General features: G+C 51.4%; 22 protein-coding genes. 8 read left to right on the forward strand and 14 right to left on the reverse strand.

Annotated features, from left to right (window positions below):
- Positions 1–76 precede the first annotated feature (76 nt).
- Together ATL17_RS04315 and ATL17_RS04320 are read left to right on the forward strand one after the other, a co-directional pair.
- Complete coding sequence (locus ATL17_RS04315; RefSeq protein ID WP_133571524.1) at positions 77–517, forward strand: hypothetical protein; 441 nt, start codon at positions 77–79, stop codon at positions 515–517.
- Between the two features lie 80 nt (positions 518–597).
- The gene (locus ATL17_RS04320; protein ID WP_133571525.1) at positions 598–1,458 is read left to right on the forward strand and encodes a sterol desaturase family protein; all 861 of its coding nucleotides are present in this window, start codon (positions 598–600) and stop codon (positions 1,456–1,458) included.
- Between the two features lies 1 nt (position 1,459).
- Here ATL17_RS04320 and ATL17_RS04325 read toward each other — a convergent pair whose 3' ends face one another.
- Positions 1,460–1,831 carry a GFA family protein gene (locus ATL17_RS04325; protein WP_133571526.1) on the reverse strand — a complete coding sequence of 124 codons (372 nt, stop codon included), beginning with the start codon at positions 1,829–1,831 and terminating at the stop codon, positions 1,460–1,462.
- Positions 1,832–1,912: 81 nt separating this feature from the next.
- Here ATL17_RS04325 and ATL17_RS04330 point away from each other — a divergent pair, with 81 nt between their 5' ends.
- The gene (locus tag ATL17_RS04330) at positions 1,913–2,389 is read left to right on the forward strand and encodes a VOC family protein (protein WP_133571527.1); all 477 of its coding nucleotides are present in this window, start codon (positions 1,913–1,915) and stop codon (positions 2,387–2,389) included.
- Between the two features lie 71 nt (positions 2,390–2,460).
- On the opposite strand, the gene ATL17_RS04335 is transcribed toward ATL17_RS04330, so the two are convergent.
- The 8 genes from ATL17_RS04335 to ATL17_RS04370 all read right to left on the reverse strand — a co-directional run bounded on the left by ATL17_RS04335 (position 2,461) and on the right by ATL17_RS04370 (position 10,404).
- Entirely contained in the window at positions 2,461–2,754 is a 294-nt protein-coding gene (locus tag ATL17_RS04335; protein ID WP_246028627.1) for a DUF6958 family protein, read from the reverse strand.
- Positions 2,747–3,283, reverse strand: coding sequence for a GFA family protein (locus tag ATL17_RS04340; RefSeq protein ID WP_133571529.1), 537 nt, complete (start codon positions 3,281–3,283; stop codon positions 2,747–2,749). Before ATL17_RS04340 ends, ATL17_RS04335 begins: the two co-directional genes overlap by 8 nt.
- 11 nt (positions 3,284–3,294) lie before the next feature.
- Positions 3,295–3,915: a TetR/AcrR family transcriptional regulator gene (locus tag ATL17_RS04345; RefSeq protein WP_133571530.1), complete on the reverse strand. Its 621-nt coding sequence runs from the start codon at positions 3,913–3,915 to the stop codon at positions 3,295–3,297.
- Between the two features lie 107 nt (positions 3,916–4,022).
- Positions 4,023–6,008, reverse strand: a complete 1,986-nt coding sequence (gene rpoD / locus ATL17_RS04350; RefSeq protein ID WP_133571531.1) for an RNA polymerase sigma factor RpoD — start codon at positions 6,006–6,008, stop codon at positions 4,023–4,025.
- A gap of 185 nt (positions 6,009–6,193) precedes the next feature.
- The gene (gene dnaG, locus ATL17_RS04355; RefSeq protein WP_133571532.1) at positions 6,194–8,113 is read right to left on the reverse strand and encodes a DNA primase; all 1,920 of its coding nucleotides are present in this window, start codon (positions 8,111–8,113) and stop codon (positions 6,194–6,196) included.
- A 9-nt stretch (positions 8,114–8,122) separates the two neighbouring features.
- Positions 8,123–9,322 carry a hypothetical protein gene (locus ATL17_RS04360; RefSeq protein WP_133571533.1) on the reverse strand — a complete coding sequence of 400 codons (1,200 nt, stop codon included), beginning with the start codon at positions 9,320–9,322 and terminating at the stop codon, positions 8,123–8,125.
- 107 nt (positions 9,323–9,429) lie between these two features.
- Positions 9,430–9,951 (reverse strand): GNAT family N-acetyltransferase, encoded by a 522-nt coding sequence (locus ATL17_RS04365; protein ID WP_133571534.1) that lies wholly within the window; start codon positions 9,949–9,951, stop codon positions 9,430–9,432.
- Positions 9,952–10,404 (reverse strand): GatB/YqeY domain-containing protein, encoded by a 453-nt coding sequence (locus ATL17_RS04370; RefSeq protein ID WP_133571535.1) that lies wholly within the window; start codon positions 10,402–10,404, stop codon positions 9,952–9,954.
- Between the two features lie 259 nt (positions 10,405–10,663).
- On the opposite strand from ATL17_RS04370, the gene carA reads away from it, so the two are divergent.
- Positions 10,664–11,848: a glutamine-hydrolyzing carbamoyl-phosphate synthase small subunit gene (carA, locus tag ATL17_RS04375; protein ID WP_425462415.1), complete on the forward strand. Its 1,185-nt coding sequence runs from the start codon at positions 10,664–10,666 to the stop codon at positions 11,846–11,848.
- 51 nt (positions 11,849–11,899) lie between these two features.
- Here carA and ATL17_RS04380 read toward each other — a convergent pair whose 3' ends face one another.
- Together ATL17_RS04380 and ypfJ are read right to left on the reverse strand one after the other, a co-directional pair.
- On the reverse strand, positions 11,900–12,190 hold the full coding sequence (locus ATL17_RS04380) for a hypothetical protein (RefSeq protein ID WP_133571537.1): 291 nt from the start codon (positions 12,188–12,190) through the stop codon (positions 11,900–11,902).
- A 43-nt stretch (positions 12,191–12,233) separates the two neighbouring features.
- Complete coding sequence (ypfJ, locus tag ATL17_RS04385) at positions 12,234–13,139, reverse strand: KPN_02809 family neutral zinc metallopeptidase (RefSeq protein ID WP_133571538.1); 906 nt, start codon at positions 13,137–13,139, stop codon at positions 12,234–12,236.
- A gap of 196 nt (positions 13,140–13,335) precedes the next feature.
- Here ypfJ and ATL17_RS04390 point away from each other — a divergent pair, with 196 nt between their 5' ends.
- From ATL17_RS04390 to ATL17_RS04400, 3 genes are all read left to right on the forward strand, one after another.
- On the forward strand, positions 13,336–15,315 hold the full coding sequence (locus ATL17_RS04390) for a bifunctional 2',3'-cyclic-nucleotide 2'-phosphodiesterase/3'-nucleotidase (RefSeq protein WP_133571539.1): 1,980 nt from the start codon (positions 13,336–13,338) through the stop codon (positions 15,313–15,315).
- A gap of 143 nt (positions 15,316–15,458) precedes the next feature.
- Positions 15,459–16,229 (forward strand): MBL fold metallo-hydrolase, encoded by a 771-nt coding sequence (locus ATL17_RS04395; RefSeq protein ID WP_133571540.1) that lies wholly within the window; start codon positions 15,459–15,461, stop codon positions 16,227–16,229.
- 172 nt (positions 16,230–16,401) lie between these two features.
- Entirely contained in the window at positions 16,402–16,794 is a 393-nt protein-coding gene (locus tag ATL17_RS04400; protein ID WP_133571541.1) for a GFA family protein, read from the forward strand.
- Positions 16,795–16,811: 17 nt separating this feature from the next.
- Here ATL17_RS04400 and ATL17_RS04405 read toward each other — a convergent pair whose 3' ends face one another.
- The 3 genes from ATL17_RS04405 to adh all read right to left on the reverse strand — a co-directional run bounded on the left by ATL17_RS04405 (position 16,812) and on the right by adh (position 19,948).
- Positions 16,812–17,900 (reverse strand): endonuclease/exonuclease/phosphatase family protein, encoded by a 1,089-nt coding sequence (locus tag ATL17_RS04405; RefSeq protein ID WP_133571542.1) that lies wholly within the window; start codon positions 17,898–17,900, stop codon positions 16,812–16,814.
- A 145-nt stretch (positions 17,901–18,045) separates the two neighbouring features.
- Entirely contained in the window at positions 18,046–18,381 is a 336-nt protein-coding gene (locus ATL17_RS04410) for a DUF779 domain-containing protein (protein WP_133571543.1), read from the reverse strand.
- Positions 18,382–18,430: 49 nt separating this feature from the next.
- Positions 18,431–19,948: an aldehyde dehydrogenase gene (gene adh / locus ATL17_RS04415; RefSeq protein WP_133571544.1), complete on the reverse strand. Its 1,518-nt coding sequence runs from the start codon at positions 19,946–19,948 to the stop codon at positions 18,431–18,433.
- 218 nt (positions 19,949–20,166) lie between these two features.
- On the opposite strand from adh, the gene ATL17_RS04420 reads away from it, so the two are divergent.
- The gene (locus ATL17_RS04420; protein ID WP_133571545.1) at positions 20,167–21,126 is read left to right on the forward strand and encodes a GAF domain-containing protein; all 960 of its coding nucleotides are present in this window, start codon (positions 20,167–20,169) and stop codon (positions 21,124–21,126) included.
- Positions 21,127–21,157 lie beyond the last annotated feature (31 nt).

The raw sequence follows: 21,157 nt of genomic DNA on the forward strand, positions 1-21,157 counted from the left end.
CCACTTAACAAACTGCTAATTTCGATTATTGGGGGAATCTGAAATGCGAAGCATCCTCAGACTGTGCACACTCATCATGTTGCTGTTGGTTCCAGCAACGTCTTTCGCGGGCGTACTTGCGCCAACCTATGTGCCAGTTGATGAAACTAAATTTTCAATCGGCCTGCGTTTTGAATTTGGTGATGTGGTCAAGCCAAGCGTTGTGGGTGCTGTGCGCAAAACCCATACAGATGTGGATAATCAAGTCACTGGTGCCCAATTCGACGTTGCCGTGCCATTTGGCCCAGACCAAAACTTTGCCCCCACCCTGCGGCTCTTGGGCATTTATGGCAATACAGACATTCAGGGCCTAGCTGGTGTTGGATTTGATTTCAGCGAAAACCAAGGCATTCTTGCCGTTGGCGCGCAAATCAAACATCTTGAAGGCGGCGTGCATGTCGATTTTGGCGGCGGTTTCGCCCCTTATGTTGGCTTGTCCACCTATGGCGGCCCACCAGAACGCGGAGTCACGCCATAACAATTGGCGACTTCATTTCAGCTTAATTTGCAATCGGGCGAACCAAGCATTCGCCCGGTTCATTTTCAAGGGGTGAAGATTTGAGCGAATTTGGCCAACAAATTCTATATTATCTTTCGCTAGATCAAACGCATTGGATTCTCATAATCGCGTTGGTCCTTTTCTTTCTTCCCCTTGAACGTATATTCCCAAAAGTTACCCGAAATGTAGCCCTGTCGCGCCTGCTGGTTGTGCTGGGGTTGGCCATTTGCACCCAAGCCACAATATGGCTCATCAAGACATATTTTTATGTCGATCTCATCAGCCTGTTTCTAAATCTGCAAATCTTCAGCATCGCAAAGACAGATATGCCAACTGCAGCAATCTATGTGATCTGCTTTTTGCTGCTCGACCTCACCGTCTATATTTATCACGTCCTGTCGCACAAAATCTTGCCACTTTGGAAACTACATTCCATCCACCATGCCGATGAAACTGTAGATGCCTCCACAGGCGTGCTGCATCATCCGTTTGAAACGATTGGCAGTTTTCTGCTCACGCTGCTTGTTGCGATTATTTTTGGGTTTCCGGTACTCTCGCTCATCGTCTATGCAGCCTTCGGTACCCTGCATAATATGTTCGCCCATGCCAACATCACCTTGCCCACCGCAATTGATCGCGTGCTGCGACTGGTGATTGTCACACCCGATATGCATCGCACACATCATTCCATTGATATGCGTGAAGGCAACTCCAATTTCGGCCAGGTCTTTTCTTTTTGGGATCGCCTATTCGGCACTTATATCGCTGCGCCCCAAACAGGCGAGGCAAACCTGGTCATGGGCCTGCCAGAGCGCGAAAAACCAAAGTCCTTTACCTTGCACGGTTTGCTGCTACATCCCTTTGCAGGTCTATATGCGCAACGAAGCAAGAAATCACCAAAAGGCAGCAAACGCGCTTAATCTATTCGCGGCCACGCTTAAAACATGTCGTGTTAGGAAACGCGGGCAACCAATCCTCTCGCCGTTCTGTCCATAATTCATATTCAGGCACAAACTGGCTTGGCGCATCCAACGCCCCCAAATGCACCTCAATTTCATCACCGGTTTTCGCAAACACAGACGACCCACATTTGGGGCAAAAATGCCGACCCTCAAATTGATTGCTTTCGCCCATCACCGTGACTGAACTCGCCGGATAGACCGCCGCCGCGTAAAACAAGGCCCCATGATGTTTGCGACAATCCATGCAATGGCAAATGCCCACCCGATCAGGCTGTCCCTGCGCAACAAACCGCACATTGCCACACGCACATCCGCCTTCATATTGGTTCACTGCAATCTCCCTTTGCCTGCTTGACCCTCACGCAACGTGATAGTGCATCAACACCATCTCAAACTGAATAGGAGATGTAAAATGCACCCCACTTTACCAGATGTACCGCAAGAATTTATGGGCGAGCCGCAGCAACTCGGCCAGTTCAATCAATTCGATTTATACCCCATGCCATCATACATTCAGTTGACCACGCCTAACCCCGAGGAAACAGCCAATTGGTTCGTCAAAACCCTAGGCTTCGGCATCATGTTCGCCAACCAGCCAGATCCCGAAGCGCCCCCAATGTTGGTCCATCTGCGCCGAAGAAAATATCAAGATGTGTTGTTGGTCCCCGGCGATCCACAGCCCACCGCAATCACCTACGATGCCTCAGGCGAACTCAACGCCCTAGCGCAGCGCATCGAAGAAAACTGGCAACATAGCGGCATCACCACCGAAGGACTGGCACCACCAATGCTCAGTGTTACTGATCCCGACGGCAACAAATTCACCTTTTTCGACAAACCAAGCGAAGAAGCACAGCAACGTTTCCACAATCTGTTCGACCAAACTTAGGCCAAACCAAACAAAGCCAAGGCGCACCCCGCGCCTTGGCTTCATCTAGTCACAACAGACGAACAGCAAATCTAAACTTTTGACAATTGCACCGGCTTGCTTGGCGCCCTCACGATGATCTTTTTGGCTTCCAGATCAAGCTGAACTGCTTTCAGCCACCAACCTGCGGTCTTTCCCTCGGGAAATAATGTATCCGGCAGCAATGGCAGCAAAGCTTGCTTTGCATCGGGCACTTTCATGCCGGGCATTTCCGCGGGCAAAACAGCCAACAAAGCCTCACGCATGGCCATATATTTATCCCGACTAACCCGCTCCGTGTAACCGGGCTTGTTCACGTTCTCAATTTCAATTTTATCATCAGACATCAAGTGTTCCCCCGGTTTCAAACTTGGGCGTTTTGAACCCCATCGCCACCCAAGCGGCCAGCAACTTGCCGTAAAACTTCACGGAATGGGTTTTAAGATTGGGCACATCATTTGGAACGGCGGACGCATCGTCTAAATCGCCAACCATGGTGCGCAACTCCACTTTTGGACGTTCATTTTCAGGCCACAGATCAAGATAGATGCTCAACCAGTGCCCGCCTTTCATTTCCATAAAGATTGGCGTATTGCAGCAGCTTGCCACCACCCGGCGGGTGCCCGCTTCGGCGCTCAGCCGAAAGTCTTTCAACTGATCCGCTCCCGCTAAGATGCACACGCGATCTTTCCGAAAATCGGCACAGCCAGTTGCACCATAGCTGGTCAGCATATCGGTGAGACCAGGCAAACTCTGCAAGCGCTGCGCCGCTGCCCGACAACTGGTGCATAAACATTCAGACACGAGAAATGGCTCACCCTGCACTTCCAACTTCACCTGCCCACATTTGCAATTCAATTGCGTCGAATTGGACATATTGCCTCCCATTATCCCTGATTAAAAAGTCGTTTGATGTAACGTGAAAGATGGTCGAGCGCTTCACGCGCCAGCGCGGGGTCATTGCCCGCTTTCGCCAAAACAAAACCACCTTGAATAACCGTCTGCGTGTGCCGCGCCAAACTTGCAGCAGTCCAATCATCGGCAGTGCCATATTGCTCTATGGCTGCCTCAATATCCGCTTCCAGTGTCGCCGCATGGCCGAAAATACTTTTGCCACAGGCATTGCGAATATCGGGACAAACATCGTGCACCTCCTGCGCCATGGTCCCCACAAGGCAGGTGAAAGCCCAGAGCTCTCCCTCAATAATCGATTTGCGAAAGTCGACATAAGCCAACACCCGGTCCAACGGGTCTTCATGCTGGTGATAAGGCGCAGTTTCAAAAAAGGCAGAGGTGGTTTCCGCCCAAAACTCCGCTGCCGCAACACCCAACGCATCCTTATTCTCAAAGTGATGAAAAAACGCGCCCTTGGTCACGTCCGCCGCTTTGCACACATCCGCCACCGTGGTCGCCGCAAATCCCTTTGCGCGGATCACATCCCGCGCCGCTTCTAACAATCGAGTGCGCGCTTCCCCGCGCTCAGGTGCAAACTTGGTTGGTCGTGGCATTCAAAATACATACCACGCGGTATGTATTTGTCAAATCATAAGGCAAGACACAAAAAAGGCGCCCATTAGGAGCGCCTTTTAAAATCTTTTCTCTAAAGCAAGATGCCTTAGCTATCCAAGAAGCTACGCAATTTGCGGCTGCGGCTTGGGTGTTTCAGCTTGCGCAAAGCCTTCGCCTCGATCTGACGAATACGTTCACGCGTCACGCTGAACTGCTGGCCAACTTCTTCAAGCGTGTGGTCAGTGTTCATGCCGATGCCGAAACGCATCCGCAACACACGCTCTTCACGCGGTGTAAGTGAGGCCAAAACCCGTGTTGTGGTTTCACGCAGGTTAGATTGGATCGCAGAGTCGATCGGCTGCACCGCGTTTGAATCCGGAATGAAATCACCCAAATTGCTGTCTTCTTCGTCGCCAATTGGCGTTTCCAAAGAAATCGGCTCTTTCGCGATTTTCAGCACTTTGCGCACCTTATCCAAAGGCATTTGCAGCTTTTCGCTCAATTCCTCTGGTGTCGGCTCCCGGCCAATCTCGTGCAACATCTGGCGTGATGTCCGAACGATCTTGTTGATCGTCTCGATCATATGCACCGGAATACGGATCGTGCGCGCTTGGTCAGCAATTGACCGTGTAATCGCCTGACGAATCCACCATGTGGCATAAGTCGAGAATTTATAGCCCCGGCGATATTCAAACTTATCAACCGCCTTCATCAAGCCGATATTGCCCTCTTGAATAAGATCCAAGAATTGCAAACCACGGTTGGTATATTTCTTCGCAATCGAAATCACGAGGCGCAAGTTCGCTTCAACCATTTCTTTCTTCGCAATGGCGGCTTCGCGCTCACCCTTTTGCACCTTATGTACAATCTTACGATATTCAGAAATGTCCATGCCGGTTTCAGTGGCAAGGTTTTTAATTTCTTCACGCAACTCTTCAATCATGTCGCGCTCAGCAACGGCAAAGTTTGTCCAGCCTGGCTTTGGCAATGTTGAAATGGTGTCCACCCAATCAGGTGCCAATTCATTGCCATGATATTCCGTCAAAAAGTCTTCACGCGCGATGCCATAGCTTTCCGCCAAACGCAGCAAGCGGCCCTCAATGCGCACCAAGCCTTTATTGATGTCATAAAGCTGTTCAACCAATGCCTCGATACGACCATTGTGCAAGGAAAGTGATTTCACTTCCGTGATCACTTCTGCCTTCAGTTCGTTCAACTTTTTCAACTGCTTGTCTGAAAGGGTGCTCGAGGCAAGTTTTTGCTCAACTTGCTCATCATGCAACTTGCGCAATTTTGCGTAAGTGCTGGCGATCAAGTCAAATGTTTCAACAACTTGCGGCTTCAGCTCAGCTTCCATGGCTGACAATGAGAGATTGTTCTCAAACTCATCATCATCGTCATCGTCGCCGCCTTCGCCCTCTTCATCAGACTCGCCTTCAGCTTTCGCTTCGTCGGCAGGCTTGTTGTTTTCGCCCTCACCCGGAATGGTCGGCTCTTCTTTTGCGTCTGGGCCAGCATATGTGGCTTCCAAATCGATAATGTCGCGCAGCAAAATTTCGCCTTCGGCCAGCTGCTCGCGCCAAATAATAATCGCTTGGAAGGTCAACGGGCTTTCGCAAAGCCCCTCAATCATGGTCTCACGACCAGCCTCGATACGCTTTGCAATCGCAATCTCGCCTTCACGAGACAGCAATTCCACGGTGCCCATTTCGCGCAGATACATGCGCACAGGGTCATCTGTGCGGTCAGAGCCTTCGCGGGCATTTGATTTAGAGGCAACAGCCGTACCAGTGGCAACGGTCAATTCCGTGCTGCTGCTGGATTCTTTTTCAGCTTCGCGCTCTTCGGCTTCATCTTCTTCGATCACGGAGATGCCCATCTCGGAAAGCATCGCCATTACATCTTCAATCTGCTCTGAAGAAACCTGATCCGAAGGCAAAACCTCATTCAGTTCTTCATATGTCACATAGCCGCGCTTTTTCGCAGCGCGAATCATTTTCTTGACTGATGATGCGGAAAGATCGAGGAGCGGCCCATCTTGAGATTCTGAGCTTGTTTCCTGCTTCTCGTTTTCCTTAGCCTTAGTCGCCATTCAATGTTCTCCTGAACGCGGGGACGGCAAAATTGCCTGCAATTTTCTCGCTCCGAACAAGGTACGGATATTTGCTTCACCCTAGCGAATATCCAAATCTCATTTCACATTCGTTACCATGGGGAGCATTTGAACGCCAAATACGCGAAAACCGCCGAGCGAACCCCCACCTTTTCGAAAAAAGCTTAGAGACCTCGCATCGAGCGCCCAGATAACGAACCAAATCCCTCAATCAGAGCTTCCGTGCCATCAACACTGGAAATCTGGTTCTGTATGTCGCGTAGCCGTTCATAAGATTCTTCACTTGGGTCATTTCCAAGTGCCAATTCGGCCGCTTTCAGTTCTTTATTTAATCGAACTGATTTATAATGCAAGGCCAAAGCGTGATTTAAGCCGATTTCGGCATCACTTTTGTCCGCTTTTTGGTCCACTTGCCAAATGCCTTGGCGGCGTACTTGTTCCGTAATGGTATTGAGCGCATCAATCATGCCGCGTTGCTCAATCTGTTCTTGCAATGCTTTCGCGCTAATACTTGGATCCCTCGCCACAGCATTCACCAACATATCCAGCAACTGCCCTGCCACTTGGCTGGTCAGCTCCAAATTGGCCAAATCTTCCAAATGCTGCTCCGCCAATTCAGGATGATTGATCAACCCGAGCAAAATCACCGCCTCACGCGGATGTATGGCCCCAACGCTGGTGCTTTTCAGCCGCTGCATCAGGCTCGAGCTAGGGGCATAACTCTTGCGACCATTGGTTTTGATAGAACCATAATCAGAGCGCCCACCCCCGCCGCCACGACGGAATTGCGGTTTGCCCTGTGGCCGGAAAAAGCGATAAAGCATGTCGTTAAACGCTTGGCCATAATGCTTTTTCACGGATTGATCGACAATCTCGTTCGCCAAGCCGCGCAACCGTGATTCAAGTTCAGCGCGAGCCTCTGGTGTTTCCACATTGGCGTTTTGGGTTTCTCGGTTCCAAATCGCTTGCGACAAAGGCACCGCACTCGAAAGCAATGCCTCAAATCCCTTGCGCCCTTCCGCCTTGATCAAATCATCAGGGTCCACGCCCTCCGGCAGCGTCACAATCTTGGCACTTTGCCCCGGCTTCAACATCGGTAGCATCACATCCATAGAGCGCCCGGCAGCACGCTGGCCCGCCCCATCACCGTCAAAACACAAGATCGGCGTGGGCGCCATCTTCCACAATAGCCCCAAATGCTCATCCGTCAGCGCTGTACCCAAAGGCGCCACGGCGCCGTTGAACCCCGCCTGCACACAGGCGATCACATCCATATAGCCTTCAACCACAACAAGCGGTTTGCCATCATGCGCGGCCTGTCGCGCCATTTGGCCGTTATAAAGCGTGCGCCGTTTGTGAAAGAGCTCTGTTTCTGGCGAGTTGAGATATTTCGCCCGCGCTTCTGGCGACATGGCACGTCCGCCAAACGCTACCACACGTCCACGAAAATCCTGAATTGGAAACATGAGCCGGTTGCGAAAACGATCGAACGGCACGGCGATATCATCACCAGCCACCAGCAAGCCACAGGCAATCATTTGCTGTGCGGTCACTTGGTTCTGTGCCAAAAATTCCTTCAACCCGTTCCGGCTGTCCGGCGCAAAACCCAATCGAAATTGTTCTTGAATTTTCGGCGCCACACCACGCTCATTTAGATAGCCACGCGCCCGCGCGCCAACATTGGCCGCCAGCGCCTGCTCAAAATATTGCGTGGCCAATTCCATCACATCATAAAGGCTATTGCGTTTTTTCTGCTGCGCTTCTTGCTGCGGGTCACGCGCAGGCATTTGCACGCCCGCCTGCCCTGCTAAACGCTCCACCGCTTCAGGAAAGCTTAAGCCGCCTTTTTCCACCAGAAATCGGAAATGGTCGCCCGTTACCCCGCAACCAAAACAGTGATAAATGCCTTTGCGATCATCCGCGTGGAAGCTGGGTGTCTTTTCCCCATGGAAGGGACAGCAGGCCCAAAAATCCCCCCGCCCCGGCTGAGACTTGCGCTTGTCCCAGGTCACAAATTCGCCCACCACCTGAGAAATATTCAGGCGGTCGCGAATTTCATCCAAAAATTGATCGTTAAAGCGCATATTGTCCCATCAATTAAACCACAGGGCAAACATGCCCCCTTGGCCACCCGTCAATTCTGAAAAGCGTTCCAGCACATCTATATCAACCACGCGCCCCCGTTCCATATATGGGGCAAAGGCAGCGCCATGCACCATCAAAAACAGATCAAGATCACCCGGCGCGGTCAAAAATTTGTTGATATTGATTCCCACTGGCTCCCCGCCATGGCCTTCGACCCGCCAAAATGGCACCAGCGCATCGCCTGCCAAAACCGCCTCAAGTTCGTTCAGCACATCCTGCCAACCGGCGGCCACTTCCGCCGTCACCGGAATGCCAAATGCTGATTGCTGGTCTGGGTTGGGCAACCATTCCGCCTGATCATCCTCTTCCAGCGCCACCAAGCGCCAAAACTCCTTATTAGCCGCAATCATCCCTTGAAAATGCCCAAGTGCCTTTTGCGTTCGCGCCTGATCAGCAGGGCCATGCAGCGCATTGATGATGACGGCGATGGTATCAATAATATTGTCATCGCCGAAAATCGGGTCACGATGCACCATGCCCAATTCGCGCATTCGCGCCACGCCTTCAGTCACTTTTGTCATGGCCGGCGTCGGATCGACAGATAGCACCATCTCCGCCATGCCTTGCAACACATGGGTGTAGGCCAGTAACCAGCGACCATCCGCCCGATCAAATTGCACAATCGGCATTTGCCCTTCTTCCGGCTCAGGCACGTTTAACGCCGCTCCTAAAAAGGCACGAAGTCCCTCATCCGGAGCGCGTTTTCCGTCCGCATCCACATCAAACCAGATGTCATCCAGATTGATCACCAGAGCAAACTCATCTTCACCCAGATTTTCCAAATGCCCCTGCGCGGTCGCCAATTTATCTGCAGCGCCAACCAACGCATTTTCAATGAAAGCAGGGTCAAATTTGGCATTCGGGTTTAACCGCAATTGCGTTGTACCACCCGGCACCAAGGGCAAACGCCCAGAATAATTATTGTAGCGCACCTGCAAAATATGCTCGACCGCCTGCAATGTATTCAACGCGCCAAGCACAAATTTTTTCCGGTCACTCTCTGGTTGCTGCGCCGCAAATTCCAGTCCTGCAGCCAGCCCGTCAGTTTTAATCACTTCGCTCAATGGCGAGGGTGAAAGCTCCTGCGCGGACAAAGGTGAGCTCATCAGCCCCAAGCCCAAAACCATACCGAAAAACAAATGTCGCATTATCGTCTCCCTGCGGAATAAGCCGCCCGCGCAATGAATATAAATATTGAGAAAGCCATCTAAAAGCCAAAGGCGCAGAAAAGCAATTGCGTCCACCGCTTTTGCGGTCAGATATGCTCCGCCAAAAGCACTTGTTCAAAATGGACAACGTCACCGTCAAAACCAAAAGCCTCGCCGCCATTTTGGTCGACGCGGCTCACGCCAAAGCCACACTTTTCCAGCACCCGCACGGAACCAGCATTGGAGGATAAAGCATGAGCGGTTGCCACATCAAATCCATCCTCTTTTAGCTTGTCCAGCGCCTGTTGCACCATCTGCGTGGCTAAGCCTTTGCCCGCGTGGCCCTCGCCCACGCGATAACCAATATCGGCCCGCTCGCCATCATAGATCAAATTGATCCGCCCGATCACTTCATCCTGCTCCAGCACCACAAAATAGGCGCCTTGCCCGGTTTCAGCTTCATGGCAAAGAACGTTCACCGCATCCAACATGCCTTGATCCGTCAGCATTTTCAGCGGACGCGGCGGCACATATTGCGCAAAATAATCAGCATTGCCGCGCTCAAAGCGCAGCAATGCCGGCACATGATCAACATGAATTGGGGTCAGCTTAAACGTGGCAGCCGTCATTTACCCGTTCAACTTCGCCTTCACAGTTTTTGAGGCTTGGCCAAAGTCGATACGACCCGGATATTTTGCTTTCAAAACACCCACCACTTTGCCCATATCTTTCAGGCTTTCAGCGCCCGTTTCCGCAATCGCAGAATCGATCGCTTTTTCCACTTCTTCGTCGCTCAAAGGCTTAGGCAAAAAGTCTTGAATCACTTCAATCTCAGCCCGCTCTTGTGCGGCCAATTCTTCACGGTCATTTTCCGCATAAACAGCCGCAGATTCTTCGCGCTGCTTCACCATTTTTTGCAAAATCTGCAAAATTTCAGCGTCGTCGACGGCCTCTTTGCCTTTGCCCCGCGCTTCGATATCCCGGTCTTTAATTGCCGCGTTGATCAGGCGCAATGTGCCCATCCGGCGGCTGTCACGGTTTTTCAAGGCTTGCTTAAGGGCTTGGTTGATTTGGTCTCGCATGAAGCATCATCTTTAGCTGTTAAAACAAGGCTTGAGTTATACCTAAGGCTAACCCGTCTGCCAATGCCTGTTTATAAAAACATCTAAGTCATTGAATTTGTGTGATTAAATCTTTCACGGAATCAGTTGATTTTCTGCGCTTGCTCCCTTAGTGTCCATCCGATCCAGACCAAAAAGGTGCCCATGCGTGCAGCCACGTCTCAGCTGCCCTAAAGTCGCACCCAAAAGGTGGATCGGTTACATTCATAGATCAAAGGGAATGGCCGAAATGTCGGGTTGGCAAGAAACCAAAGCAACAGCGCTGCTTATCTTTCAAGATGGAACAATTGTCGAAGGCCATGGCCTTGGCGCAACGGGTCACGCCGTGGGCGAAGTGTGTTTTAACACCGCCATCACAGGCTATCAGGAAATTCTGACAGATCTGTCCTATGCTGGGCAAATCATCACCTTCACCTTCCCGCACATCGGCAATATCGGTGCCAATGCGGAAGATGTGGAAACAGTGAAAATGGCGTCCGCTCCCGGCGCACGCGGTTGTGTGCTAAAAGCCGACATCACCAACCCATCAAACTACCGTTCTGCCGAACATTTGAACGACTGGCTGAAAGCCAACAACATTATCGGCATTTCTGGGGTCGACACCCGCGCCCTCACCGCCATGATCCGCGATAAAGGTTTTGCCAACGCCATCATCGCGCATAATCCAGAAGGCAATTTCGACATTGATGTGCTTAAGGCTGAAGCGGCAAAGTTCGCTGGCCTGGAAAATCTCGATTTGGCCAAAACCGTATCCACAGCTCAGACCTATAAATGGAATGAAAAAACGTGGCAGTGGGACGAAGGCGTATCTGCTTTGGAAAATGCAGAACATCACATCGTCGCCATCGATTATGGTGCCAAATCAAACATTTTGCGCTGCTTGGTGGATGAAAATGCAGCGGTGACCGTGGTCAACGCGCAAACACCTGCCAAAGACATTCTGGCGCTCAACCCTGATGGCATTTTCCTCTCCAACGGCCCGGGTGATCCGGCAGCCACTGGTGAATATGCGGTGCCCATCATCCAAGAACTGATCGAAAGCGGCTTGCCAATTTTCGGTATCTGCCTCGGCCACCAATTGCTGGGTCTCGCTTTGGGCGCAAAAACCAAAAAAATGCACCAAGGCCACCACGGCGCCAACCACCCAGTTCAGGATTTGACCACCACCAAAGTGGAAATCACTTCCATGAACCATGGCTTCGCGGTTGATGCAGATACCTTGCCAGCAAATGTCACAGAAACCCACAAATCATTGTTTGACGGGTCAAACTGCGGCTTGATGGTCAATGATAAGCCGATCTTCTCTGTGCAATATCACCCAGAAGCATCGCCGGGCCCACACGATAGCCACTATCTGTTCGGCCGTTTTATGGACAATGTGAAATCACACAAACAAGCCGCTTAACGGCAGCTTTTTGGTCGCCACAGCGACAAGACATGTTTGGGCGAGCGGGATCTAAGCCATCCCCTCGCCCAATTTTTTAGGCAATAGCGCCGCGATACGCGCCAGAATAACATCTGCCACCCACTCAGCGCCTTTGCGGAACCGCCATTCAAATGCCCATGAAAAGATAAAGGCTGCGACACCCGTTGCCGCGATGGCGATTGCCAAACTCGTTGCAAAACCCAGTTCAGGCGTTAAAGCATTCAGCAGCAAATATCCCAGATTTTCGTGCAGCAAATACCATGAATAGCTCACCAACCCAATTTGCGTGAGGCTTGGCGTCACCAATGGAATATGCGGCAATCGCCATCTTTAGCTTTTGTTAAGCTTAATCCTTAAACTTTTATCAACCAATCGTGTCGCAAGCCTGCACATTCCCGGTTTCATATCCCCGCGAAAACCATTCCATCCGTTGGGCAGACGTGCCGTGGCTAAATGTTTTGGGCACCGCAAAGCCTTGTGTGCGTATTTGCAGCGTATCGTCGCCAATTTGCTCAGCCGCGTTCAGCGCCTCGCGAATATCGCCCCGCTCCAGCAAATTCTGTTCGCCCACATATTTGGCCCAAATCCCCGCATAGCAATCAGCTTGCAGCTCAATCCGCACGGAATAGGCATTTTCCTCTTCTTGTGCCAAAGCTCCCCGCAGGCGGTTAAACTCCGGCAAGGTGCCAATTAATTGCTGCACATGGTGGCCAACTTCGTGCGCCAAAACATAGGCTTGGGCAAAATCGCCCCCCGCACCATATTGGTCACGCAACTGCCGATAAAAATCTGGATCGAGATAAATCTTCTGGTCTGCCGGACAATAAAACGGCCCGGTGCGAGCGCTGGCAACGCCACAAGGCGAGCTGGTTTGGCCATCAAACAACACCAGCTTTGGCGGCACATAAGTCAGATTGCTTTGCTCAAAAACCATCGTCCACAGATCTTCGGTTTCCGCCAAATTTACAGCCACAAAATCGAGCAATTCGTCCTGCCCCGCATTGGGCATTGGCAAATTGTCGCTTGGTCGCTGGCTATAGGTGCTGCCGCCTGAAACATCGCCACTCAACAAGCTGAGCGGGTTGATGCCCATCATCCACGCGATGCCAAGCACCACCAGCAGCATCACAAGGCCACCGCCGCCGCCCTTCGCCGCACGACCACGTGGCATGGGAATGCGCATACGCGGGCCAGAAGCTCCACGGCTTCTGCCAGAACGCCCACGCCGATCTTCAACATTGCTGCTCCGCCGCCGACCACGCCATTTCATAATTTTTATCCCCTGATTAACCGGTTCATTTAATTGCCACTTTTTCTTTGCCCTGTCCACTTATCCACCGGGCCAGATTTAATTTTTGACCAAATTGTCAAAAATCATACATCATTCCGTCATCGAAACGTCAAAGGCACCCGGCAAGAAGGCTCCAGTTTCGATGTGTTTACTTCGCTATTCCATGGAGGGAATAATGTCACACTTTAACTCAATTTCTCGCCGCGCGTTCCTTGCAGGCGCGGCGGGTGCCGGCACCTTGATTGCCATGCATCCATTCTCTGCAATGGCCAACAATGCGCAAGCCCATTTGCGCTTGATGGAAACGACAGATATTCACGTCGCCATTCATCCTTACGATTATTATGCTGACCGCCCCAACGACTCGATGGGTTTGGCCCGCACAGCAAAATTGATTGAAGACATCCGCGCCGAAGCCACCAACTCCATGTTGGTTGACAATGGTGATTTAATCCAAGGCAACCCGATGGGCGACTATGTGGCCTATGAGCGGGGCTTTAAAGAGGGTGATTTGCACCCAATGATCGCCGCCATGAACACCTTGGGCTATGATGTGGCCACCGTCGGCAACCACGAATTTAACTATGGCCTGCCGTTCCTTGAAAAAGCTTTGGCCGGGTCAAACTTCCCATTCGTCTGTGCCAACGTTGTGATGGGCACCGTGTTGGGCGAAGACCCAACCAAAGACAAAACATTGCTGCCGCCATTCAAAATTCTTGAAAAAGAAGTGATGGACGGCACGGGTGAAAAGCACACCATCAAAGTCGGCTTTATCGGCTTTTTGCCGCCGCAAATCATGGTCTGGGACTTCCAGCACCTGAACGGCAAAGTGATGACCCGCGACATCGTGAAAACCGCCGAAGCCTATGTGCCTTTGATGAAAGAACAAGGCGCTGACTTGATCGTTGCTTTGTCTCACTCGGGCATTAGCGGCGAAACCCAAACCGACATGATGGGCAACGCCTCGCTTTATCTTGCTGGCGTTGAAGGCATCGATGTTGTGTTCACAGGTCACCACCATAATGTGTTCCCAAGTTCACAATATGATGGCATCGAAGGCGTAGACACTGCCAAAGGCACTCTGCAAGGCAAGCCTTCTGTTATGCCTGGTTTCTGGGGCTCACATATGGGCTTGATCGATCTGTTGATTGAGAAGAGCGGCAATGAGTGGAAGATCATCTCGCACACGTCAGAAGCCCGTCCGATCTATGAGCGTGTTGAGCGCGAAGTGAAGCCATTGGTCGAATCTGTGCCAGCCGTTCTGGCATCTGTGCAAAAAACCCACGATGAAACGCTTGAATATGTGCGGACAGCTGTAGGCGAAACCGAAGCAAAATTGCATTCATATTTTGCCCTAGTTGCCGATGATCCATCTGTGCAAATCGTTTCTCAAGCCCAGCTTTGGTACACCGAGCAAATGATGCGCGGCACCGAGTGGGAGGGCTTGCCGATCCTCTCCGCAGCCGCACCATTTAAAGCTGGCGGTCGTGGCGGCCCGGATTATTACACTGACGTGCCAGTTGGCCCAGTCGCCATCAAAAACGTGGCCGACCTTTACCTTTATCCAAACACTGTGCGTGCGGTGTTGATTGATGGCCGTGGCGTTAAAGAATGGCTTGAGCGTTCAGCTGGCATCTTCAATCAGGTGGAAAAGGGCTCTGCGGATCAGCAGCTCATCAATTTGGATTTCCCATCCTACAACTTTGATGTGATTGATGGCGTAACCTACAAAATCGATATTTCACAGCCATCGAAATATCCACCACGTGGCGGCGACGCGATCAATCCTGATGCCTCACGCATCGTCGATCTACGCTATAATGGCGAACCGATCGACATGGACCAAAAGTTCGTTGTGGCCACCAACAATTACCGCGCATCAGGCGGCGGCAGCTTCCCGGGCCTAGGCGACGATGTGATCATCTTTGTTGGTCCAGATACCAACCGCGACGTGATCGTGCGTTATATTGTTGAAAAAGGCACCATCAATCCAAAGGCCGACAATAACTGGTCTTTGGCACCTTTGGAAAACACCACCGTGCTGTTCGAAACAGGGCCTAAAGCCAAAGAACATGTGGCTGATGTTACCGAGGTGAAAGTGGAATATGTGGGCGAAGCTGAAAGCGGCTTCGGCACCTACCGCATCACACTTTAAGCAAACTCCCTGACCTTGCTTATGGGCGGCGCTTTTCGGGCGCCGCCTTTTATTCACAAAATGTTGAACTGCGCCACCCTCCCCGCGCCCATCCAATCGCCATAATTCTGCGTAACAATGGCATCATTGCTAGGGAGGCAAACATGACATTTTCTAGACGAGACTTTTTACGCACCGGTGCAATTGTGGCGGGCGGCATTACATTTATTCCATTCAAAGCATTCGCCGATGGACACAGCATGCACGAATTTAAAACGGACAATGGCATGATCAAAGTGCATCCAATCAACCACGCATCCGTGATTTTGGAAACGCCTGAAGGCGTAATCTACGTGGATACAGTGGGCGATCCGGCACAATATGCAGACTTGCCAAAGCCTGATCTTATCCTCATCACCCACGAACATGGTGACCACTATAACGCCGACACTTTGGCAGCGCTGAAAAGCGATGAAACACCGCTGATCACCAATCCGGCTGTGTTCGACATGCTGCCAGACAACCTTAAAACCAATGCCACACAAATCGGCAATGGCGGCACCACAAGCTTTAAGGCTGTGAATATTGAAGCCATCCCGGCTTACAACACCACGGAAGAACGCAAAAACTTCCATCCAAAAGGCCGCGACAATGGCTATGTGCTCACCCTGGATGGCTTCCGCCTCTATATTTCCGGTGACACAGAAGACATCCCAGAAATGCGAGCTTTGGAAGATATTGATCTTGCCTTTGTGTGCATGAACCTGCCCTTCACCATGGACGCAAATGCCGCTGCTTCTGCTGTGGCAGAGTTCAAACCCAAAGTGGTTTATCCCTACCATTATCGCGGCCGCGACGGTGGCACCCAAGACCCAGCCGAATTTGCCAAACTGGTTGGCGAAGCCGCTGAAGTTAAAATGGGTGATTGGTACTAAATCCAATTTTCTTCAACTCGCTCCAAACCGTGCACAGCCCTTGCTGTGCGCGGTTTTTTGTTTAATCCACAAATCAAAACCAACAACTTCCCAAACTTGACGCTTTATTTTTGTTCACGTATTGTTCTTATTGAGCTGATTTGATTTTTCAAAAAAACAGAAAGAACATCTTATGATCGAAGGAAGCTGCTGTTGCGGCGCGGTGAAGTTTGAGCTGAAAAACAAACCGTCCATGCTGGGCACCTGCCATTGCTCTCGCTGCCGCAAGGTTGGGGCCAGTGCCATCATCTTTGTCAAAAAAGAAGATTTGGTATGGGTGCAAGGCAAAGACCAAGTGGCAACCTACAAGCCAGAAGCGCCTTATAAATATGAGCGCAATTTCTGCAAATATTGCGGCACGTCACTGGGCGAAATTCTTTCAAATGACGATAGCTTCCCCATTGCTGCCAATGCAATCGACAGCGAGCTTGATCTGAAAAACCAAATGCACGAATTCGTCGCCGAAAAACCATCATGGTATGAAATATGCGATGAAGCCGCGCAAAATATGGAGCACCCTGCTTAAGCAGCGTGCCCCAACATCTAAAGGCTGATTTGCGCCACCACCGGATAATGGTCCGATATTTGATAATATTTCGGACCATCATCACCAATCTGGCGCAAAATATTCGCATCTTTCACCCATTGGCCATGGCCGTTTCGGCTATAAAGAATGTGGTCAATCCACACCCGATGATAGGTGTGATTGAAAATCGGATCAGCAAAAGAAGTCGTTGAATTGTCCTCAAAGTTCAACCGCTTCTTGTCTTTATCGCTCAACCGATCAAACAAGGCATTGCCCAACGCCAAATCCGGGTGCCACACAGAACCCATCAGCGTTTCAATCCCGCTGGCTTTCAGCTTCATTTCGCTTGTGTCAAATCCCGGCCCATCATTGATGTCGCCACACACAATCAGCGGAATATCTTTGGTTACATCGTCCCGCAGATAACCATCCAAAAATTCCATGCGAAATTGTCGACATTGCGCCAACAGCCGCTCGCGATTGGCATCTGCCATCGCCCACCAACGCGACCATTCATGCGCCGAGAATATCCCCTTGCTTTTAAGGTGCAGCCCCACCACACGGAAAATTTCACCATCCGCCAGCTTAAATTCAGCATAGGCAGGCCGCCGTTCAAACCGAAACCATTCAGGGATTTTGTCGGTGCCAATATCCATCCAAAAGGGTTCGCTTGCCTCAAAGATCGCCCCATTATTTTCATCCATGCTGTCAAAAATCCGCATGGGCGTTTGAGCGTCAAATTTATTGCCGTCTACGCGCACGGCAATGCCAACACATTGTGATGAACTCCACATATCCGTGCGGCCCGGTCCATTGATCGATTTTGAGCTTTGGATAAAACATTGCCACTCGCCCAGTGCCAATTCATCAAACAAAAGCTGCAATTCTTCCGTCTTGTTAGGCCCTTCAACAATCACCATCAAATCCGCATCAATATGCGCAAGCCCTAAGGCGATATCGGCCTTGCGTTTGGCGATGGTCACTTTCTTGTCGCGGTCAGCAAAGTCATCATCATCTTTAAAAACGCTCGGGGCACCATTACTGCCACCGGTAAAAAGATTATTCAGCCATTCCATATTCCATACGGCAAATTTAATCTCAGCCATGAGATCCCTCCCTGCCAAAGTAAAAATAAAAAACGCACACTAAAATAAAGGCGCATGTTACCAGAAAAATGACGGGGTTAAATAAGGTCCGATGCGGAGGGCGCACCGGACCTTTACGCTCAAACTCTAGGAAGGAGAGTGAAATCTAAAGTGAGCAAATCTCAGAACGGGTGAGAAACCGCTTTTCGCGGCCATTATCAAGCGAGAACATGCCGCCACGGCCCGGCACCACATCGATGATCAAATTTGTGTGCTTCCACGCCTCATATTGATCGCCACCAATATAAAATGGTGCACCACCAATCTCGCCCAACAGCACATCATTATCGCTGATCATCAGATCACCTTGCGCATAGCACATGGGCGATGATCCATCGCAACACCCGCCCGATTGATGAAACATAATCGGGCCGTGATCGCGTTTAATCTCTTCAATCAGCTCCAGCGCTTCAGCGGTTGCCGTCACTTTCTGCTCTGCCATCTTGCACCTCGCAAAAAGGGGGCTGATCGCTCAGCCCCACTTTGTTCGATCAAAAGAAGCCAAGCTTTTGTGGCGCGTAGCTCACCAGCATATTTTTGGTCTGCTGATAATGATCAAGCATTTTGAGATGGTTCTCTCGACCAATGCCAGATTGCTTATAGCCACCAAACGCCGCATGAGCTGGGTAAGCGTGGTAACAATTGGTCCACACGCGACCCGCCTGAATGGCGCGGCCAAAGCGATAGCAAGTGTTCGCATCGCGGCTCCACACGCCAGCACCAAGGCCATAAAGCGTGTCATTGGCAATGGAAAGCGCCTCATCATTGTCCTTAAAGGTGGTCACAGATACAACAGGCCCAAAAATCTCTTCTTGGAAAATGCGCATCTTATTGTCGCCTTTAAACACCGTCGGCTGAACGTAATACCCGTTTTCCAAGTCACCGCCCAAATGCGCCTGCGCGCCACCGGCAAGCACTTCCGCGCCTTCTTGGCGACCAATATCGAGATATGACAAGATTTTCTCGAGCTGTTCAGAAGACGCCTGCGCGCCAATCATGGTGGCCGAATCCAGCGGATTGCCCTGCACAATCGCGTTCACCCGCTTCAGCGCCCGCTCCATAAATTCATCATAAATGTCTTCATGGATCAGCGCGCGGCTTGGGCAAGTGCACACTTCGCCTTGGTTCAGCGCAAACATCACAAAGCCTTCAATCGCCTTGTCGAAATAATCATCATCTTCGCGCGTTACGTCTTTAAAGAAGATGTTCGGTGATTTGCCGCCCAATTCCAGGGTCACGGGAATAAGGTTCTGGCTGGCATATTGCATGATCAAGCGGCCAGTTGTGGTTTCACCCGTAAAGGCAATCTTCGCAATGCGCTTGCTGGTGGCCAATGGTTTGCCGGCTTCAAGGCCAAACCCGTTCACCACATTCACCACCCCTTTCGGCAACACATCCGCAATCAATTCCATCAGGATCAAAATGGACGCTGGTGTTTGCTCGGCCGGTTTCAGCACCACGCAGTTACCCGCCGCCAAAGCTGGCGCCAATTTCCATGTCGCCATCAAAATCGGGAAGTTCCACGGAATGATCTGGCCCACAACGCCCAATGGCTCGTGGAAGTGATAGGCAATCGTGTCATTGTCGATTTCAGCAATCGAGCCTTCTTGCGCCCGGATCACGCCGCCAAAATAGCGGAAATGGTCAATCGCCAAAGGCAAATCCGCTGCTGTTGTTTCGCGGATCGGCTTGCCATTGTCCCAAGTTTCAGCTTCGGCCAACAGATCAAGATTTGCTTCCATAATGTCAGCAATCTTGTTCAACATCACAGCGCGCTCAGCTTGGCTTGTGCGGCCCCAGGCATCCTTTGCCGCATGGGCAGCATCCAGCGCGGCTTCAACATCTGCCTCGTTAGACCGGGCAACTTCGCACAGCACTTGGCCATTCACTGGCGATGTGTTCTCAAAATATTTGCCAGATTTCGGCTCAACAAACTCACCATTGATGAAGTTGCCATATTTCGCCTTGTAAATACGCGATGCAGACTTGGAAATATCAATCTTGTTCATTCTATCCTCCTCTATGCCCTTTCTCCCAAAAGGGGTGAAGGCCAGCATGTATCGCCCGCAAATAAAGGTCAGCCCATCCGCAACAATGCACACCCACAATCTGTCTCACTTTCGCGACAGATCGGGCCACAAATCGCCCTGAACGGCACGACACGGCATTTACCCCCCTATTGCGGGTCACACTCTTCTGCTAATCTTCCCTTGGGAGGACTTTGATAATGGCAACATCGCGTTCGCATGCGGAATATGTCCGTTCAATTGTCGAAAAAGATCATAACGCCACACAATCCAGCTTGGCTGCGTCTTGGCGTCGGTCCATGCTGCATTATGGCCTAACGCCAGAACAAAGATTGCGTGCCGAGCAAGTCTCCAGCACCCAATTGGGCGAAGCCCTTGGTCAGCTCGATTTTCTGATGCATGTGGCCCGTCCCACCCTTGAAAAGCTGTTTCAAACCGTCAGCCAATCAGGCTGCTGCGTTGTCTTGTCCGATATGGATGGGGTCATCCTCAACGCCCACTCCCAAGCTGGCGACGATATGATGTTCAACCAATGGGGTCTCACCAAAGGCGCTATTTGGAGCGAAGCCAACCAAGGCACCAACGGCATCGGCACCTGCGCGGCTGAGCAACGCCCGGTGGTCATCCACCGCGACCAGCATTTCAAAAGCCAAAACACCATGATGAGCTGCATGGGTGCACCTGTCTTCGATAATGAAGGCAAAATGATCGCGGTGCTCGACATTTCAAGCTGCCGCAACGACATGACCAGCGGCATCGCACATGTGTTTGGCAAAGTGGTGGCCGACACGGCTCAACGCATCGAGCAAGACTATTTCCGCGCTACCTATAAGGACGCCCGCGTCATCATCGCCCCAACCGAAGATTTGTCTGCCACAGCGCTGTTTGCGGTCGATCAGGATGATCTCGTTATCGGCGCAAACCGCCACGCCCGCCGCGCCTTCGGCGTTGATCAGGCCATGCTGGCCGACCCAACACCCATCAGCGACATTGTGCACACCAGCGACGCCCGCACCAATCTGCAAAGCGCCGAAAAGTCAGAATTCCGCCGCGCCCTCGCCCGCACCAAAGGCAATGTCTCCCTCGCCGCCAAAGACCTAGGCATCAGCCGCGCCACCATGTACCGCCGCATGCAGAAGCTTGGGCTGACGAGTAATTAGGTGGCACTCGGATGTTCGCCAGTGAGCCAAT

The organism is Maritalea mobilis (genome assembly GCF_004363175.1).
In the GTDB taxonomy this organism is placed as follows: Bacteria; Pseudomonadota; Alphaproteobacteria; order Rhizobiales; family Devosiaceae; genus Maritalea; species Maritalea mobilis.

Coding starts and splice junctions, on each gene's coding strand:
- ATL17_RS04315 (WP_133571524.1), top strand. CDS start 77: ATGTTGCTGTTGGTTCCAGCAACGTCTTTCGCGGGCGTACTTGCGCCA.
- ATL17_RS04330 (WP_133571527.1), top strand. CDS start 1,913: ATGCACCCCACTTTACCAGATGTACCGCAAGAATTTATGGGCGAGCCG.
- ATL17_RS04335 (WP_246028627.1), bottom strand. CDS start 2,754: ATGTCTGATGATAAAATTGAAATTGAGAACGTGAACAAGCCCGGTTAC.
- ATL17_RS04340 (WP_133571529.1), bottom strand. CDS start 3,283: ATGTCCAATTCGACGCAATTGAATTGCAAATGTGGGCAGGTGAAGTTG.
- ATL17_RS04345 (WP_133571530.1), bottom strand. CDS start 3,915: ATGCCACGACCAACCAAGTTTGCACCTGAGCGCGGGGAAGCGCGCACT.
- rpoD (WP_133571531.1), bottom strand. CDS start 6,008: ATGGCGACTAAGGCTAAGGAAAACGAGAAGCAGGAAACAAGCTCAGAA.
- dnaG (WP_133571532.1), bottom strand. CDS start 8,113: ATGCGCTTTAACGATCAATTTTTGGATGAAATTCGCGACCGCCTGAAT.
- ATL17_RS04360 (WP_133571533.1), bottom strand. CDS start 9,322: ATGCGACATTTGTTTTTCGGTATGGTTTTGGGCTTGGGGCTGATGAGC.
- ATL17_RS04365 (WP_133571534.1), bottom strand. CDS start 9,951: ATGACGGCTGCCACGTTTAAGCTGACCCCAATTCATGTTGATCATGTG.
- ATL17_RS04370 (WP_133571535.1), bottom strand. CDS start 10,404: ATGCGAGACCAAATCAACCAAGCCCTTAAGCAAGCCTTGAAAAACCGT.
- carA (WP_425462415.1), top strand. CDS start 10,664: ATGGCCGAAATGTCGGGTTGGCAAGAAACCAAAGCAACAGCGCTGCTT.
- ypfJ (WP_133571538.1), bottom strand. CDS start 13,139: ATGAAATGGCGTGGTCGGCGGCGGAGCAGCAATGTTGAAGATCGGCGT.
- ATL17_RS04390 (WP_133571539.1), top strand. CDS start 13,336: ATGTCACACTTTAACTCAATTTCTCGCCGCGCGTTCCTTGCAGGCGCG.
- ATL17_RS04395 (WP_133571540.1), top strand. CDS start 15,459: ATGACATTTTCTAGACGAGACTTTTTACGCACCGGTGCAATTGTGGCG.
- ATL17_RS04400 (WP_133571541.1), top strand. CDS start 16,402: ATGATCGAAGGAAGCTGCTGTTGCGGCGCGGTGAAGTTTGAGCTGAAA.
- ATL17_RS04405 (WP_133571542.1), bottom strand. CDS start 17,900: ATGGCTGAGATTAAATTTGCCGTATGGAATATGGAATGGCTGAATAAT.
- ATL17_RS04410 (WP_133571543.1), bottom strand. CDS start 18,381: ATGGCAGAGCAGAAAGTGACGGCAACCGCTGAAGCGCTGGAGCTGATT.
- adh (WP_133571544.1), bottom strand. CDS start 19,948: ATGAACAAGATTGATATTTCCAAGTCTGCATCGCGTATTTACAAGGCG.
- ATL17_RS04420 (WP_133571545.1), top strand. CDS start 20,167: ATGGCAACATCGCGTTCGCATGCGGAATATGTCCGTTCAATTGTCGAA.